Below are 14,240 nucleotides of genomic sequence, written 5' to 3' on the forward strand. Positions count from 1 at the left end.
GGCACCAAGGTCACCTACCACGACCCGTGCTACCTCGGCCGGCACAACCAGGTCTACGCCCCGCCGCGCGAGCTGATCGCCACGCTGCCCGGCGTGGAGTACGCCGAGATGCCCCGCAACCAGGAGAAGTCCTTCTGCTGCGGAGCCGGTGGCGCCCGGATGTGGATGGAGGAGAAGCTCGGCACACGGATCAACAACAACCGGACCGAGGAGGCCCTGGCCACCGGCGCCGACCGGATCGCGATCGGCTGCCCGTTCTGCAAGGTGATGCTCACCGACGGACTCAACGCCGCGAAGCACGACGGCAAGGCGTCCGAGGACGTCGAGGTCGTCGACATCGCCCAGATGCTGCTCGCCGCCGTGCGCCGTGGGGACGATGGTGGCCAGCCCGCGGTCGAGGCGCAGCCCCAGCCCGACCCCGAGCCGGAGCCGGCCCCGACCGTCTAGGAGTCAGGGGCCGGCCCCGACCCTCTGACCTTCCAGCGTCGGTTCAGAGGATGCCGCGGTCGTGGAACGCCTTGGTGACGGCCTTGGCGGCCGAGTTGCCATAGAGGTGTTGCGCGGATGCCACTGTCGCGACGGCGGCATCGTGGAACGACGTGTCGACCGCGAAGTCGAACTGCGCGTCGACGATGAGCGTGGTCGCCTTCGTGTCGCCGAGTGCAGTGCGGATGTCCCACAGGGCGCGGGACCAGATCTCGCCGTCGGCGTGGACCTCACCGACCAGGTCGGTCGGGTAGACCTTCGTGCCGTCGAGACGACGCAGGCAGTGCGGCACGGTCCGCGTGTACGACGTCGAGTCCCAGTCGGCAACGCACGCCTCGGGCGTCTTCGTCGGCGTGCCCGCGGCCCAGCTGGTCACCGCCACCGCGAGGTAGTCGCCGAAGGCCTCCCCGATCGCGCCCGACTCGAGGTTCGTGCCGAACCCGGGCACCTGGCCGTCCTGCACCGAGTGGCCGTACTCGTGGACGATGACCTCCGCGTCCTCGGCGTCGTCGACCCCGCCCTTGCCCAGCGTGATGTTCGCCTTGTCGTCGCGGAAGAACGAGTTGTCGCCACCGAACTGGTCGATCCGCACCTCGATCTGCCGCTGGTTGACGGGCCGCAGCGTGGTGCCGAAGCCGAGATGCTGCAGGTACCGCTGCGCCGTGGTCACCCAGAAGTAGCCCATCACCTGCTCGAACTGGTCGACGTCGCGGTGGTATGCCGGGAAAGCCCCGTTCACCGCGGCCGCGGGCTTGCCCGTCGAGCTCTTCACGCGCGCCCACGCCCCCGTGAGGGTGCCGGAGCCGTCGAGGTCGGTGAGGGTCACCCGGTGGTATGCCGGTGCGAGCGCCGCGTAGTCGGCGTCCTTCGCGTCGGTGAGCGACTCGATCCCGAGGTCCTGCACGGGGTTCGGGAGGAACACGGTGCCGGCGGCAGTGTGGGTGTACGGGGCAGGCGCCCCCTGCGCGGGGACGGAGGCGACAGCGGCGATCGCCAGCGATGCGGCGGCAGCGATGCCGCAGGCGGTGAGACGTGTTTTCATGCGGCCCATCTTTGTCCCGAAGGCCTACGGCTGTGAGGTTTACGCGCCTTGCGATCCGATCTGTCGAAAGATCTTCACGGGTAGCGCTCCGCCCGTGTCGAATTGGCGAGGTCATTCAGCCTGCGCGAGGGCCGGTCGGGTGAGAGGGTGGGCGCTGAGGACGACCCGGCTCACGGCGACGCCGATAGCACGCGGTCGGTCGGCCCCATCACACAGGTCTGGCACGCCAGACCCAGGGTTCCCTGACCACTGCGCCCGCTTGCCCTGGTGCTGGCTCAACCTCGAAAGGACACCCACATGGTGTTACGCCGCGCCCACCTAGCGCGCATCGGTGCCATGACGGCACCGGCTCTCGTTCTGGCCGCGTTCGCGCTGCCGACCGTCACGGCCCAGGCAGCGTCACAGTCGCTCGCCCTCGCCGGCACCTCGTCCCCCGTCGTCGGAGCACACGGCGACGGCGAGCTCGGAGCAGAGTTCCAGACACCGGAGGAAGAGGACACCCCCGATGCCTTCGCCGGCACTGTCGCGAACCGGACGCTCTCGCAAGGCCACGCAGCCGGGAACGGCGTCACCGTGGCCAACGGCACCAAGGCGAAGTCGAACCCGACGTTCCAGAACGGGTTCCAGGGCCTGAACCACTACCAGCAGCGGTACTCGCGCGGCGGTAACCAGTTCAGCATCGAGCCACCGGACCAAGGCATGTGCGCGGGCGGCGGGTACGTCGTCGAAACGGTCAACGACGTCATGAACGTCTATGACACCAGCGGGAACTCGCTCCTGCCCGACAACACGGCGACGAACGTCGTCGGTGGATTCCCGAGAGACGTTCACCATGCCGTCGACCTCAACTCGTTCTACGGCTACCCGGCCGCCGTCAACCGCTCCACGGGGGCCCTCGGACCGGAGCTCACCGACCCGACCTGCATCTACGACGCGGCCACCCAGCGGTTCTTCCTCGTCGTCCTGACCCTCGACCGCAACTCCGCCGGGGCGCTGAACCTCGTCAACCACCTCGACCTGGCGGTCTCGCAGACGCCGGATCCGACCGGCCACTGGAACATCTACAAGCTCGACGTGACGAACGACGGCTCCCACAACCCGGCCGCCGGCAACGCGTGCCCGTGCCTGGGTGACTACCCGCACATCGGGGCGGACGCCAACGGGGTGTACCTGACGACCAACGCCTACCCGTGGAACGGCAGCGGCTTCAACGGAGCTCAGATCTACGCGCTGTCCAAGGCCCAGCTGGCCGCGGGCGCCGCGAACGTCACCATGCAGCACATCGACACCTGGGGCATGGTCAACGCACCGAGCGACGCCCCGAGCAACACCCAGCCCGGCTTCACCGTGTGGCCGGCCCAGTCGCCGGGGACATCCTCGTTCAACCTCGGCAGCAACGGCACCGAGTTCGCGCTCAGCTCGAACGCGGCGGACGAGGCGACCCACCCGATCGCCGGCTTCGGCGGCAGCTACGTCTCCGAGCAGATCGTCGCGTGGTCGATGACGAACACTGCGTCGCTCAACACGCCGAACGCGAACATCCAGGTGAGCAACAAGCTCGTCGATGTAGGCCGCTACGCTCTGCCGCCCAAGCAGCAGCAGCCTGGCAGCGGGTCTGCGCCCACCACGGCTACACCGCAAGGCACCTGCATCAACAACACGACGACCCCGACCATCGCCGGCGTGGGGTGCTGGAAGCTCCTCTTCGCCGCGGAGCCGGCACACAACGAGGTCGTGTCCAGGCCCGACTCCAATGACACCCGCATGCAGCAGGTCACCTACGCCAACGGCAAGCTGTGGGGGGCGCTCGACACGGCCCTGACGGTGAACGGCGCGAACCGCGCCGGGGTCGCGTGGTACGTGGTCAAGCCAGGCGGCAGCAGCGGCTTCGCACCGAAGCTCTCGCTCGGCGGCTACCTCGGTGCCTCGGGGAAGGACTTCACCTACCCGGCCATCGGCGTCACGGCCAGCGGTCGAGGCGTCATGGCCTTCACCGCCACCGGTGACGACACCTTCCCGAGCGCGGGTTACGCCCCGATCGACGGCATCGCAGGTGTCGGCGCGTGGGGCATCGTCCCCGGCGGAGAAGGGCAGGCGACGGCCGACGGGTTCACCAGCTACAAGTCCCAGGTCGGAAGCCCGATCCGCACCCGCTGGGGCGACTACGGCGCGGCGTCGGTCGACGGCAACCGCGTCTGGCTCGCCAGCGAGTACATCGGTGGCGCCTGCGACTACGCCGCATGGGGAGGACCCTTCTTCGGCGGCACGGGCGACAACCTGCTTGGCACCTGCGGTGGGGCGAACCACGGCCCCGGCGCACGCACGGCGCTGGCCAACTGGTCCACCTTCGTGAGCAGCTTCGTCCCGTGACGTCACGTCGTCCGGACTGACCGCTCAGCCTCGCACCGAAGGGCCGGCTTCCCCGTTTGCACCAGGGAAGCCGGCCCTTCCGGCATGCTCAGCCGGGCGGCATACTCCCGACGCTCGGCGGGTCGATCGCGAAGGTCGCGAGCTCGTCGTCGGTGAGCAGTCGTGACCGGATGAGGAAGCGGACGCCTTCGGGCGCCTCCACCGAGAAGCCGCTCCCCCGGCCGCGGACGACGTCCACAGTCAGATGGGTGTGCTTCCAGTACTCGTACTGTGAGACGGACATCCAGAAGGCGACCGGCTCGTCGAGCCCGTCGACCGCGAGGTCGCCGAGGTGAACGTCGGCCTCGCTGGTGATGAAGTCGCCGGCCGGATAGCACATCGGCGAGCTGCCGTCGCAGCAGCCACCCGACTGGTGGAACATGAGCGGCCCGTGGATCCCGGTGAGGCGACGGAGCAGGTCCGCCGCCTCACCGGTGAGGTCGACCCGGCTGGGGGAAGCCGTTGGCTCACCGGAACGACCGGCATGGGGGGACACGTCGTCCACGCGGGGCACGACCCGGTCAGAAGAAGCCGAGCGCGTCCGGGGAGTAGGACACGAGCAGGTTCTTCGTCTGCTGGTAGTGGTCGAGCATCATCTTGTGGTTCTCGCGGCCGATGCCCGACTGCTTGTAGCCGCCGAACGCGGCGTGCGCCGGGTACTGGTGGTAGCAGTTCGTCCAGACCCGGCCGGCCTTGATGCCGCGGCCCATCCGGTACGCGCGCGAGCCGTCGCGGGTCCACACGCCGGCGCCGAGGCCGTAGAGCGTGTCGTTGCTGATGGCGAGCGCGTCGGCCTCGTCCTCGAAGCTCGTGAGCGAGACGACCGGACCGAAGATCTCCTCCTGGAAGATGCGCATCGAGTTCCTGCCCTCGAAGACGGTCGGCGCGACGTAGTAGCCCTCGGCGAGGTCGCCGTCGAGCACGTTGCGCTCACCGCCGGTGAGGACCTTCGCGCCCTCCTGACGGCCGATGTCGAGGTAGGACAGGATCTTCTCGAGCTGGTCGTTGCTCGCCTGGGCGCCCATCGTCGTCTCGGTGTCGAGCGGGTTGCCCTGCTTGATCTTCTCGACGCGCGCGACGGCGTCGGGCACGAAGTCGGAGTAGATCGAGCTCTGCACGAGCGCGCGCGACGGGCACGTGCAGACCTCGCCCTGGTTGAGGGCGAACATCGTGAATCCCTCGAGTGCCTTGTCGTAGAAGGCATCCCGCTCCATCGCGACGTCCGCGAAGAAGACGTTCGGGCTCTTGCCGCCCAGCTCGAGCGTGACGGGGATGATGTTCTGCGATGCGTACTGCATGATCAGGCGGCCCGTCGTCGTCTCGCCGGTGAAGGCGATCTTCGCGATGCGCGGCGACGACGCGAGCGGCTTGCCGGCCTCGACGCCGAAGCCGTTGACGACGTTGACGACGCCTGCGGGCAGCAGGTCGCCGATGAGCTCGATGACCTTGAGGATGGACCACGGCGTCTGCTCGGCGGGCTTGAGCACGACGGCGTTGCCGGCGGCCAGCGCGGGCGCGAGCTTCCACACAGCCATCAGGATCGGGAAGTTCCACGGGATGATCTGGCCGACGACGCCCAGCGGCTCGTGGAAGTGGTAGGCGACGGTGTTCTCGTCGATCTCGCTGCTCGAGCCCTCCTGGCCGCGCAGCACCCCGGCGAAGTAGCGGAAGTGGTCGACGGCGAGTGGCAGGTCGGCGGCGAGCGTCTCGCGCACGGCCTTGCCGTTCTCCCACGTCTCGGCGACGGCCAGCGCCTCGAGGTTTGCCTCGATGCGGTCGGCGATGCGGTTGAGGATGAGCGAGCGCTCGCCGAGCGAGGTGCGACCCCAGGCGGGTGCCGCGGCATGGGCTGCATCGAGGGCAGCCTCGATGTCCTCTTCGGTGCCGCGCGCGATCTCGGTGAAGGGCTTGCCGTTGACGGGCGAGATGTCCTCGAACCAGAGGCCCTTCTTCGGGTCTACCCAGTTGCCGCCGATGAAGTGGCCGTAGCGGTCGAGCACGGTGACGAGCGAGTCCGGCGAGCCGGGTGGTGCGTAGACGGTCATGATGGTCTCCCAGCGTCCTTGGTGGTTCCCGGCGGTTCGGTCCGTCGAGGTTGATGGCGACGCTAGGGAGCGCAACGTTGCAACCACGTTGCGTGCCCTGGCCGGCCCCCTGCCCCGCAACACACCCGGCAATCGCAAAGTCCTGCTGGTTGCAACTGCCTCCGGCTTGCGATTAGCGGGTGTGTTGCGGTCGGAGGGGTATGCCGGTGGGAGCGGTCGGAGGGGTATGCCGGTGGGAGCGGTCGGGAGGGTATGCCGGGTCGGCGGGTTGGTCGGGTCGGCCTCGGTCAGGGGGTGCCGAGCTCGCGGTCGAGGCGGTTCAGCTGGTTCTGGACGAGCGGCAGCAGCGCCGAGGCAGGACCGAGCAAGGCCGCCTGGGCCTGCCACATCTCGTAGTCATCGGCGCCGGATGCAGAGCGGGTCCACGCCGACATGAGGTCGGCCCGGCCGCTGCGGAGCAGGGCCCGGCGCAGGGTGCCCTCGATGCTGTCCCGCAGCCGGGTCACGCCGGGTGCGGTCGAGCGGGGCAGCAGCGGCCCGCGATAGGCCCGCATGGCACCGGCCACGTCACCCGCAGCGAGCGCAGCCTCGACGGCGAGCCAGTCGCCGGAGAGCTCGGCCGCCAGTCGATATGGCCGTGAGGCCAGCAGGTCGTCCCCGAGCAGGGAACGCAGACGCCCGAGCTCGACCCGCAGGGTGGATGCGCTGCTGTCCTCCTCGTAGAGCAGCACCGCCAGCTCGTCGCCTGACAGCCCGCGCGGGGCCGACGCGAGCAGGAGCAGGATCTCGGAGTGCCGTGGGCTCAGGCGAAGCGTCTGGCGGTGGCCACGCCCGTCGTCGACCGTGAGCAGAGCATCGTTGCGGCCCAGCGCCTCGATGAGGACCGACAGGCCGCGTCCCGCGGACGGCTCGCCCCTGGTGACTCCGGCCGGCCCGCGGACCAGCAGCTCCCGGGCGAGCTCCGACTCGGCCATCCGGGCCGCCGCCCGGACCATGGCCATAGTCTGCGGCACCACGATCTCCTCACCACCCGTGATGTCGAGGACGCCGAGGATGCTCTGGTCGGACGGGTCGTGGATCGTCGTCGCGGCGCAGCTCCATCGCTGCACGGACCGTCGGAAGTGCTCGGCACCCACGACATTGACCGGGCTGTCGAGGCGCAGGGCCACGCCCGGCGCGTTCGTGCCGGCGAGGCGCTCGTCCCAGTTGCTGCCCTCGACGAAGCCGATCGACTCCGCGCGGCGCAGCATGCTCGGCGAGCCGCACACCCAGAGCAGCTGCCCGGCAGAGTCCGACACGGCCATGACCGCGTCGCAGTCGCGGGCCGCCTGGCCGAGCACGTCGTCGAGCAGCGGGAAGACCCGCGCCAGCGGATGAGCCTCGCGGTAGTCCCGCAGGGCATCGGTGGGCAGCGTGATCGGGGCGTCGACCGCGTCGACCTGCACGCCGGCCGCCGCCGAGCGCACCCACGAGTCCGCCACGTGGGCCCGGATGCCGTTCACCTCGGCCATGGGCCCGATTGTGCACGCACGCCGGCGAGATCCGACAGCCCAGTGACCACCGGCACACCACCCGCCGCGCACGGCGCCCTGCAGAGGCACCCAAGGCAGGACACATGCCGCACACAAGGCACGTCAGCGGGTAAGGCGGGGGTGAGGCACTCCTGAAACTGAGGTGGCCTTACGTGAAAGGGGTGGTCAACGGCCCGATTCAGGCGCACCATGAAGGAGACCGCCCACAGGATCATCAGGGAACAGTCCGAGGAGCGACGAATGTCACGACGAGCCCCCTACGTACCCGACGGAGTGCCGGTACTTTCTCGCGGCCGCCACCGCAACGCTCGCAAGGGCGCGTGCTTCATGGAGATGGCGTCCTTCCTCGCCGGTGAACGTTGGAGCGACCACCCCAACTGCACGCATCCCGTCCTCGCGACGCTCGCGCGGTGCGTCAACGACATGCTGGACGAGGCGAACCGTCAGCGCCTGGTGATGATGATCCCCGAGGTCGTCGGGCTCAACCCGGACGACGAGCGCGTCGCGGTCGCCTTGATCCTGGCGTCGGCACGGGCGGCCATCCCGGTCGCCGCCGAGGAGCGCCAGAACGTCATGGCGCTGGCGATCCTCAACGCCGAAGGCGTGCTCGCCGAGCGTGACGGGCACTCCCACGGGCAGCTCTCCGAAGCCTCTCGCAAGGCACTCTCCACCGCGCCGGCCGCCGAGCGCTGGGCACGAATCCACTTGGCACGCATGGGCTTCAACGCCGCGGCAGTGCGCCCGGCGAATGCCGCCAAGATCGTCGCACTCGCCGTCGACGGCGTCGCGCGCGCCTGTGTCGACGACACCGAGGACCGGCTGGTCCGGATGGTCCGCGACGGCATCGACGTCGTCAAGACCTTCGTGCCGCTCGAGGAGGAGCACATCACAGTGGCGGCTCCGTGGAGGGAGCAGGCCGCGCCGGTCGTCGAGGACCACGCCGAGGTGAGGCGCCCGGCTCGGCTCTGACCGAAGCCGCCGTCACACGTCGTCACCGCGCGTCGTCACCGAGTGCGCGGCTCAGGTGCCGCGTCGCTCGACGACGTCCTGGAGCCTGGTCAGGGTCAGGCCCCAGCCCTGCTCGATGCCCTCACGCTCGTCGTCGTCCTCGAACCCGTCGTGCGTCAGGGTCACCCGGGTGCCGCCCTCACCATCGGCCGCGAAGCGCACGTCGACGTGCGTCTCGTGCCCTCCGTTGAAACCCCAGGTGTGCACCAGCAAGGCCGGCTCGACGACCGCGGAGTAGACGCCCCGCAGAGCGAACCCCGCTCCCATGTCGACCTCGTGGCGCCCGCCCGGTTGCACGTCCAGCCGCGCCGTCGTGCTCAGCGCAGGGTTGGGGCAGTACCACTGCGCGAGCTCGTCGGCGCGCGTCCACGCCTCCCAGACGCGACTGGGTGGGGCGGCATACGACCTCTCGATGACCAATGGCTCGACCATGGGTCCACCCTGCCAGCCACCGGTGTCAGTGCTGCCAGCGAACCGGGAGCCGCTTGACGCCGCGCTGGAAGTTCGACCGCAGCAAGGCCGGGTCGCCCGCCGGCTCGAGCCACGAGGTGCGCGCCAGCACCTCGGCGATCAGGGCCCGCAGCTGCACCCGCGCCAGGTGGGCACCGAGGCAGAAGTGGGGGCCGTGCCCGAAGGCCAGGTGCGCCCGCGCGTCCCGGGCGACGTCGAAGTCGTCGGGGCGGTCGAAGACGGCCTCGTCACGGTTCGCCGACGCGAACGACACGACGACCTTGTCACCCGCCGAGATCGCCCGTCCGCCGACCTCGGTCGCCGTCGTCGCCGTCCGCCGGAACACCATGACCGGTGTCCACCACCGCAACATCTCCTCCACCGCGGTGGGTATGCCGGACGGGTCGTCTCGCAGCGCCCGCTGGGCCTCCGGGTGGCGCAGGAGCGCGATCATGCCGCCCGGTATGCCGTTGCGCAGCGTCTCGTTGCCCGCCACCGCGAAGAGCCAGAAGAGGTTCTCGAACTCCTCGATCGTCACGTGACCGGCGCCGCCCGCGGAGTCGTCGCGATGCGCCATGAGGATCGACATGACGTCGTCGCCGGGTTCCGCGCGTTTCCGCTCACCCAGCGCGGCGGCATACGCGTAGAGGTCGGGCATGCCGGAGCGGCTCCGCGGGTCGGGCATGCGGCCGTCCGCATCGGGCGCGGGACGAAGCGCCGTGGCCGCCGCAGCGAGGTCCGAGCCGCCGCCGGCGTCGTCGAAGGCGGCGCTGACGGCATAGTCCGGGTCCTGCCACCCGATGACGCGGTTCGACCAGTCGAACAACAGCCACCGGTCCTGTGCCGGCACCCCGAGGATGTCGGCGAGAGCCAGCAGGGGCAGGTCGGCAGCGACGTCCTTGGCGAAGTCGCACTCGCTGGGCCCGTCGAGCATGCGGTCGACGATCGCCGAGGCATGGGTCCGGATCTGACCCTCCAGCGCCGCGACAGCCCGTGGCGTGAACGACCGCGCGAGCATCCGCCGGATCCGCGAGTGCTCGGGCGGGTCCATGTTGAGCATCATCCGGCGCACGAACGTCAGGTCCGCGGCTGTCGCCGGGTCGCGGATCTGCGTGCCACCCAGCTGCGAGGAGAAGGTCGCCGGGTCACGCAGCACCCGCGTCACATCGGCGTGGCGCAGCACGAGCCAGTAGCCCGGGCCCTCCGGCCAGCCGGCCTGCTCGGGCTCCTCGACCCGGACGACGCCGTGCTCGCGGCGAAGGTCCGCGAGCACGGCATACGGCACGTCCTCGACATACGTGGCGGGGTCGTGCAACAGCCTTGTCGCCTCGTCGAGGCGCATGTCTCAGCCCTTGAGGAACGACTCGATCACCGTCGCGAGGTTCACGGGTGCCTCGAACATCGGGTAGTGGCCGGCGTTCGCGATGACCTCGACCGTCGCGTTCGGGTAGTACGGCACCCAGCACTGCTCGACGTACGTCTTGCTGAGGGCGGGGTCGTGCTCCCCGACGACGAGGAGCACGGGGAGCTCGCTGCCGTTGACGTCGTCGGCGAAGTCCGGGTTCGCCCATGCCTCGAGGACGTTGGCGAAGGCGTCTCGGGTCGAGGTCGCGAGCGAGAAGTCGGCCATCCAGTTGAGCCAGACGGGCGTGTTGCGGTTGCCCGTGGTGATGTCGATGATCGCGTAGCGGTTGTCGCGGCTGTCAGGCGCGCCCCAGAAGAGGTCGCGGCCGGCGTCGTCGAAGGGGAACGGCGTGCAGCCCACCGGTGCGATGCCGACCAGCGCCTCGACGCGCTCGGGCGCCTTTGCCAGCACCCGCTGGATGAAGGTGCCGCTCATCGAGTGCCCGATGAGGGAGAACCGGTCTACACCCAGCTCGTTGGCGAGGGCGATGATGTCGTCGGCGATCTCGTCGGCCGACTGGTCGCCGGACTCGTGCTTGCGCGCGCCGTAGCCGCGGATGTCGGTGAAGACGTAGGTGAACGCCTCACCGTCGAGGAAGGTGGGGAACAGGCCCCAGCCCTCGGACGACCCGAACCACCCGTGTGAGACGAAGACGGTGCGCGGGCCGTGCCCGACGACGCGGTGCGGAATGCTCATGTCGCTCCTTTGCAGACGATGCAGTCGCTCTCGCCGAGCCTAGGCCAGTTGGCTGCACAAACGACGAGTGGCCACTCCCGCGGGTGCGGGAAGCGGCCACTCGAGGCGTATGCCGTTCAGCGGGTCTCGCGGAAGTCCACGTGGGTGCCCGCCACCGGGTCGAACTTGCGCAGCACGAGCCGGTCGGGGTTGCCCCTGCGGTTCTTGCGAGTCACGTAGCTGTAGCCGGTGCCGGCGGTCGAGCGAAGCGTGACGACGGGGCGCAGGTCGTTGCGCTTGGCCATTGAAGCTCCTCGGTGTGTCATCTGCGGCGGGCCGGACGCCCACCGTGGATGAGAACCATTCTCGACATGCCGGCATTCCCGGGGCCCCGATGTCTGCGGCACCCGCTCAGACGATGTCGTCCAGTGGGCGCAGCTCGTCTGCGTAGGACACCGAGGTGCGCCGCAGCACGCCACTCGACGTGAGGACGTACTGCCCCATGCGCCAGAGCGGGGGCGAGTAGGCGTGGATCGAGACGGACCCGGCATCGCGACCGGTGAGGCGGTGGATGTGCTCGGCACCGAACGAGTAGGCGAGCCCCACCTCGACATCGGTGTGCGCCAGGGGCACCCCGACCGTGAGGTTGTGCTCGACGAGGGCACCCTGCGCGACGGCGACGGCCCCGCACGAGATGTCATGGTCGTGCCAGCCCGTGTCGTTGGCGGGGGTCCAGCAGAGCACCCAGACATCGACGTGCGCATCGCGGTGCAGCGAGACGTAGTGGCGCTTGTCGTCACTGAACGCGACGTGCTCGGCCCAGAGCGAGCGGTCGCGGGCGACCGAGGTCACGAGCTCGAGCAGCTCGGCGGGCTCGAGGTCGCGCGAGGGCAGGTGCTCGAGCGTCACGCCGGACGCCACGTCCTCGTGCCGTACGGCGGCCTGTGCGGGTAGTCCGTCGGGGCGCGGACCAGAGGTCTCGGCGAGTGTGCCGGGAGCGGTTGTCGTCATGGGTTGCCTCCCAGGAGAAGTCGACGTGGGTTGGTGAACTGGATGGAGCCGGCGGCGGCACGACCCATCGCGAGTCCCTCGCTATCGATCGGCTCGCAGTAGGGCCGGTCGCTGCCGAGGACGATGGCGTCGATGCCGAGCGCCCGGGTGAGGGCGTCGACGGCCTGCCGTCCGTAGGACGATGTCTCGACGAAGACGTCGGGGTCGATGCACCGGACCGCTCCCCCTCGCGCGGCAAGCCGCTCGTGGTGCACGGGCGCCAGGCCCGCGCCGGCCGCGAAGCAGATCCGAAGCTCCGGCAGCAGCGGTCGACCGGTCTCGTGCCACGACCACCAGGCGGCCTGCATCTGGGCCGAGTAGTCGACGACTGGTGCCCACCAGGCCGGCAGCCGCGCGGCCTGGTGGGCATCGGTCTGGGCCGCCGGTCCGGGATGGACCAGGACGGGGCGGTTCTCGGCCTCGCAGACTGCGAGCGTCGGGGCCAGCCTCTCGAGCAGGTGGGGAGTCGCGAGCCAGGTTGCCGGGACCTGCAGCCCGACGAAGCCGGTCTGCAGGTGATGCTTCAGCTGCTGCAGGTCAGGGTCCACGAGCGTGACCGACGCCCACGCCGCGAACGGCTCGGGCAGCAGGGCCGCCCCCTCGTGCCACGCCTCCAGCAGCGGCGCGGCCTCCTCGCTCGGCAGCGTCTCGATGTCGAGCGGCGCGGACAGTGAGACCAGGGACAGGCGGCCGGCCGGTTCGAGGCGCGCTCGCCGCCCGGGGTCGTGGTCGTCAGGGTCGACCTGGAACGGGGCCTCGCCGTCCAGGTGCAGCACCCAGCCGTCGAGCCGCGGGGCACTGCGGCGCCGGCGCAGGGCCTCGACGAGCTGGTCGGGCCACAGGTGGCCGTGGACGTCGATCGTGCGTCCGTCACCAGTGCCGCCACCAGTGCCGCGGCTACCGGCGGCACCGGAGCCGTCGAGCAGGTGCGCTTTGGCTCCCGGACGGTCGGTGGGACCCGGGTCCGCAGTGCCGAACAGACCTTCGCCCATCACGTCCTCAATCTGCTTAAGCGGTTCACTGAATCCCTTCAGTGAACCGCTTAACCATGTCGTAGTCAAGAGCTGGTGTCCGCTGTCTCGGATACGTTGTCCCCGTGAACGACCGAGAGCGTCGACCGACCCTCAGCGACATCGCTCGCGAGACGGGCCTGTCGGTCGCAGCCGTCTCGTACGCGCTGCGAGGCCTCCAGGTGCCTGAGGAGACCCAGGTGCGGGTGCGCGAGGCCGCCGACCGGCTGGGTTACGAGGTCAACCCCATCGCGCGCGCCCTCGCCTCGGGTCGGACCGACACCGTCGGGCTGCTGTGCGGGTCGCTGCACGACAGCTGGCAACAGGCGGTCGCTGCCGCGCTCGTCTCGGCCCTGCCCGAGGTGGGGCTTCGCGCGATCATCGTCGACGGGGGTTCGGATCCCGAGCACCAGCTTGCTGAGGCCAGACGGATGGTCAACCAGCGGGTCGACGCCATCATCGTGATGCCGATCGACCCGGCCGAGAAGCAGTGGCGCGACATCTCCGACGCCGTGGCGGTCATCGCGGTCGGCGACGCGCTCCCCGGCGCCGCGCCGGCCGCCCAGATCGTCTACGACAACGACTTCGGGGTGCGCGATGGCCTCATCCGCCTCGCCGACCTCGGCCACCGGCATATCGCCGTGCTCTCACCCAACGACCTGCACACCCCCGACCGCCCCGCGGAGGACGTCGCCCGGCAGGTCAGCCGCGAGCTGGGCATCCGAGTCAGTCTGCACACCTGCGCCTACGACCTCGACTCGGCCAGCGACGTGGCCACGGAGGTGCTGAGGTCGCCCGATGCCCCGACGGCCTTCTTCGGCCTCGCCGACTCGATGGCCTGGGGGGTCTACTCGGCCGCTGCCGAGCTCGGCCTCAGGATCCCCGACGACGTGTCCGTCATCGGGTACGACGACACTCCCGTGTCTCGGCTGCTGCACCCGGCGCTGACGACCTACCGCTGGCCCATGGGTGAGCTGGTCGAGGCGGTGGTCGGCCGCACGCTGAAGGCGATCGAGGGCCGAGGCAGAAGCCGGAGGCTGGTGATCAGCCCCGCCCCGGTCCCGCGCGGCTCGACGGCCCCTCCCCCGTCGTGAGGGAGGGGCGTCGAGCCGAGCAGGGTGGCCGGCT

The 14,240-nt window shown here is 70.1% G+C and carries 14 protein-coding genes; 4 read left to right on the top strand and 10 right to left on the bottom strand.

Annotated elements, in window-relative coordinates:
- Positions 1-447 (top strand): (Fe-S)-binding protein (locus ACYVLP_RS03430; RefSeq protein ID WP_460625936.1); only part of this gene is annotated, 447 nt, incomplete at its 5' end.
- Positions 448-490: 43 nt separating this feature from the next.
- Here the strand turns inward: ACYVLP_RS03430 and ACYVLP_RS03435 are convergent.
- The gene (locus ACYVLP_RS03435) at positions 491-1,528 is read right to left on the bottom strand and encodes a M36 family metallopeptidase (RefSeq protein ID WP_460625937.1); all 1,038 of its coding nucleotides are present in this window, start codon (positions 1,526-1,528) and stop codon (positions 491-493) included.
- A gap of 297 nt (positions 1,529-1,825) precedes the next feature.
- On the opposite strand from ACYVLP_RS03435, the gene ACYVLP_RS03440 reads away from it, so the two are divergent.
- On the top strand, positions 1,826-3,898 hold the full coding sequence (locus ACYVLP_RS03440; RefSeq protein WP_460625938.1) for a hypothetical protein: 2,073 nt from the start codon (positions 1,826-1,828) through the stop codon (positions 3,896-3,898).
- Positions 3,899-3,986: 88 nt separating this feature from the next.
- On the opposite strand, the gene ACYVLP_RS03445 is transcribed toward ACYVLP_RS03440, so the two are convergent.
- From ACYVLP_RS03445 to ACYVLP_RS03455, 3 genes are all read right to left on the bottom strand, one after another.
- Complete coding sequence (locus tag ACYVLP_RS03445) at positions 3,987-4,442, bottom strand: DUF779 domain-containing protein (protein ID WP_460625939.1); 456 nt, start codon at positions 4,440-4,442, stop codon at positions 3,987-3,989.
- 16 nt (positions 4,443-4,458) lie between these two features.
- Complete coding sequence (exaC, locus tag ACYVLP_RS03450) at positions 4,459-5,982, bottom strand: acetaldehyde dehydrogenase ExaC (RefSeq protein ID WP_460625940.1); 1,524 nt, start codon at positions 5,980-5,982, stop codon at positions 4,459-4,461.
- A gap of 287 nt (positions 5,983-6,269) precedes the next feature.
- A complete protein-coding gene (locus ACYVLP_RS03455) occupies positions 6,270-7,493 on the bottom strand; it encodes a GAF domain-containing protein (RefSeq protein WP_460625941.1) in 1,224 nt (407 codons plus the stop codon).
- A gap of 261 nt (positions 7,494-7,754) precedes the next feature.
- Between ACYVLP_RS03455 and ACYVLP_RS03460 the strand changes: the two genes are divergently transcribed.
- Entirely contained in the window at positions 7,755-8,483 is a 729-nt protein-coding gene (locus tag ACYVLP_RS03460) for a hypothetical protein (RefSeq protein WP_460625942.1), read from the top strand.
- 51 nt (positions 8,484-8,534) lie between these two features.
- Here the strand turns inward: ACYVLP_RS03460 and ACYVLP_RS03465 are convergent, their stop codons facing one another.
- From ACYVLP_RS03465 to ACYVLP_RS03490, 6 genes are all read right to left on the bottom strand, one after another.
- On the bottom strand, positions 8,535-8,954 hold the full coding sequence (locus ACYVLP_RS03465; RefSeq protein ID WP_460625943.1) for an SRPBCC family protein: 420 nt from the start codon (positions 8,952-8,954) through the stop codon (positions 8,535-8,537).
- A 25-nt stretch (positions 8,955-8,979) separates the two neighbouring features.
- A complete protein-coding gene (locus tag ACYVLP_RS03470; protein WP_460625944.1) occupies positions 8,980-10,314 on the bottom strand; it encodes a cytochrome P450 in 1,335 nt (444 codons plus the stop codon).
- 3 nt (positions 10,315-10,317) lie between these two features.
- Positions 10,318-11,073 (bottom strand): alpha/beta fold hydrolase, encoded by a 756-nt coding sequence (locus ACYVLP_RS03475; protein WP_460625945.1) that lies wholly within the window; start codon positions 11,071-11,073, stop codon positions 10,318-10,320.
- A 116-nt stretch (positions 11,074-11,189) separates the two neighbouring features.
- Positions 11,190-11,357 carry a 50S ribosomal protein L33 gene (gene rpmG, locus ACYVLP_RS03480; RefSeq protein ID WP_460625946.1) on the bottom strand — a complete coding sequence of 56 codons (168 nt, stop codon included), beginning with the start codon at positions 11,355-11,357 and terminating at the stop codon, positions 11,190-11,192.
- A gap of 106 nt (positions 11,358-11,463) precedes the next feature.
- Positions 11,464-12,063 (bottom strand): cysteine dioxygenase, encoded by a 600-nt coding sequence (locus tag ACYVLP_RS03485; RefSeq protein WP_460625947.1) that lies wholly within the window; start codon positions 12,061-12,063, stop codon positions 11,464-11,466.
- On the bottom strand, positions 12,060-13,094 hold the full coding sequence (locus tag ACYVLP_RS03490) for an amidohydrolase family protein (RefSeq protein WP_460626375.1): 1,035 nt from the start codon (positions 13,092-13,094) through the stop codon (positions 12,060-12,062). The genes ACYVLP_RS03485 and ACYVLP_RS03490 overlap by 4 nt, the downstream gene beginning before the upstream one ends.
- Positions 13,095-13,198: 104 nt before the next feature.
- On the opposite strand from ACYVLP_RS03490, the gene ACYVLP_RS03495 reads away from it, so the two are divergent.
- On the top strand, positions 13,199-14,206 hold the full coding sequence (locus tag ACYVLP_RS03495; RefSeq protein ID WP_460625948.1) for a LacI family DNA-binding transcriptional regulator: 1,008 nt from the start codon (positions 13,199-13,201) through the stop codon (positions 14,204-14,206).
- Positions 14,207-14,240 lie beyond the last annotated feature (34 nt).

It is taken from the genome of Intrasporangium mesophilum, from assembly GCF_054783095.1.

What these genes read in the sequence shown, in the direction of transcription:
- ACYVLP_RS03440 (WP_460625938.1), top strand. Translation starts at nt 1,826, where the DNA reads ATGGTGTTACGCCGCGCCCACCTAGCGCGCATCGGTGCCATGACGGCA.
- ACYVLP_RS03435 (WP_460625937.1), bottom strand. Translation starts at nt 1,528, where the DNA reads ATGAAAACACGTCTCACCGCCTGCGGCATCGCTGCCGCCGCATCGCTG.
- ACYVLP_RS03485 (WP_460625947.1), bottom strand. Translation starts at nt 12,063, where the DNA reads ATGACGACAACCGCTCCCGGCACACTCGCCGAGACCTCTGGTCCGCGC.
- ACYVLP_RS03460 (WP_460625942.1), top strand. Translation starts at nt 7,755, where the DNA reads ATGTCACGACGAGCCCCCTACGTACCCGACGGAGTGCCGGTACTTTCT.
- ACYVLP_RS03470 (WP_460625944.1), bottom strand. Translation starts at nt 10,314, where the DNA reads ATGCGCCTCGACGAGGCGACAAGGCTGTTGCACGACCCCGCCACGTAT.
- ACYVLP_RS03465 (WP_460625943.1), bottom strand. Translation starts at nt 8,954, where the DNA reads ATGGTCGAGCCATTGGTCATCGAGAGGTCGTATGCCGCCCCACCCAGT.
- rpmG (WP_460625946.1), bottom strand. Translation starts at nt 11,357, where the DNA reads ATGGCCAAGCGCAACGACCTGCGCCCCGTCGTCACGCTTCGCTCGACC.
- ACYVLP_RS03455 (WP_460625941.1), bottom strand. Translation starts at nt 7,493, where the DNA reads ATGGCCGAGGTGAACGGCATCCGGGCCCACGTGGCGGACTCGTGGGTG.
- ACYVLP_RS03490 (WP_460626375.1), bottom strand. Translation starts at nt 13,094, where the DNA reads ATGGGCGAAGGTCTGTTCGGCACTGCGGACCCGGGTCCCACCGACCGT.
- ACYVLP_RS03475 (WP_460625945.1), bottom strand. Translation starts at nt 11,073, where the DNA reads ATGAGCATTCCGCACCGCGTCGTCGGGCACGGCCCGCGCACCGTCTTC.
- exaC (WP_460625940.1), bottom strand. Translation starts at nt 5,982, where the DNA reads ATGACCGTCTACGCACCACCCGGCTCGCCGGACTCGCTCGTCACCGTG.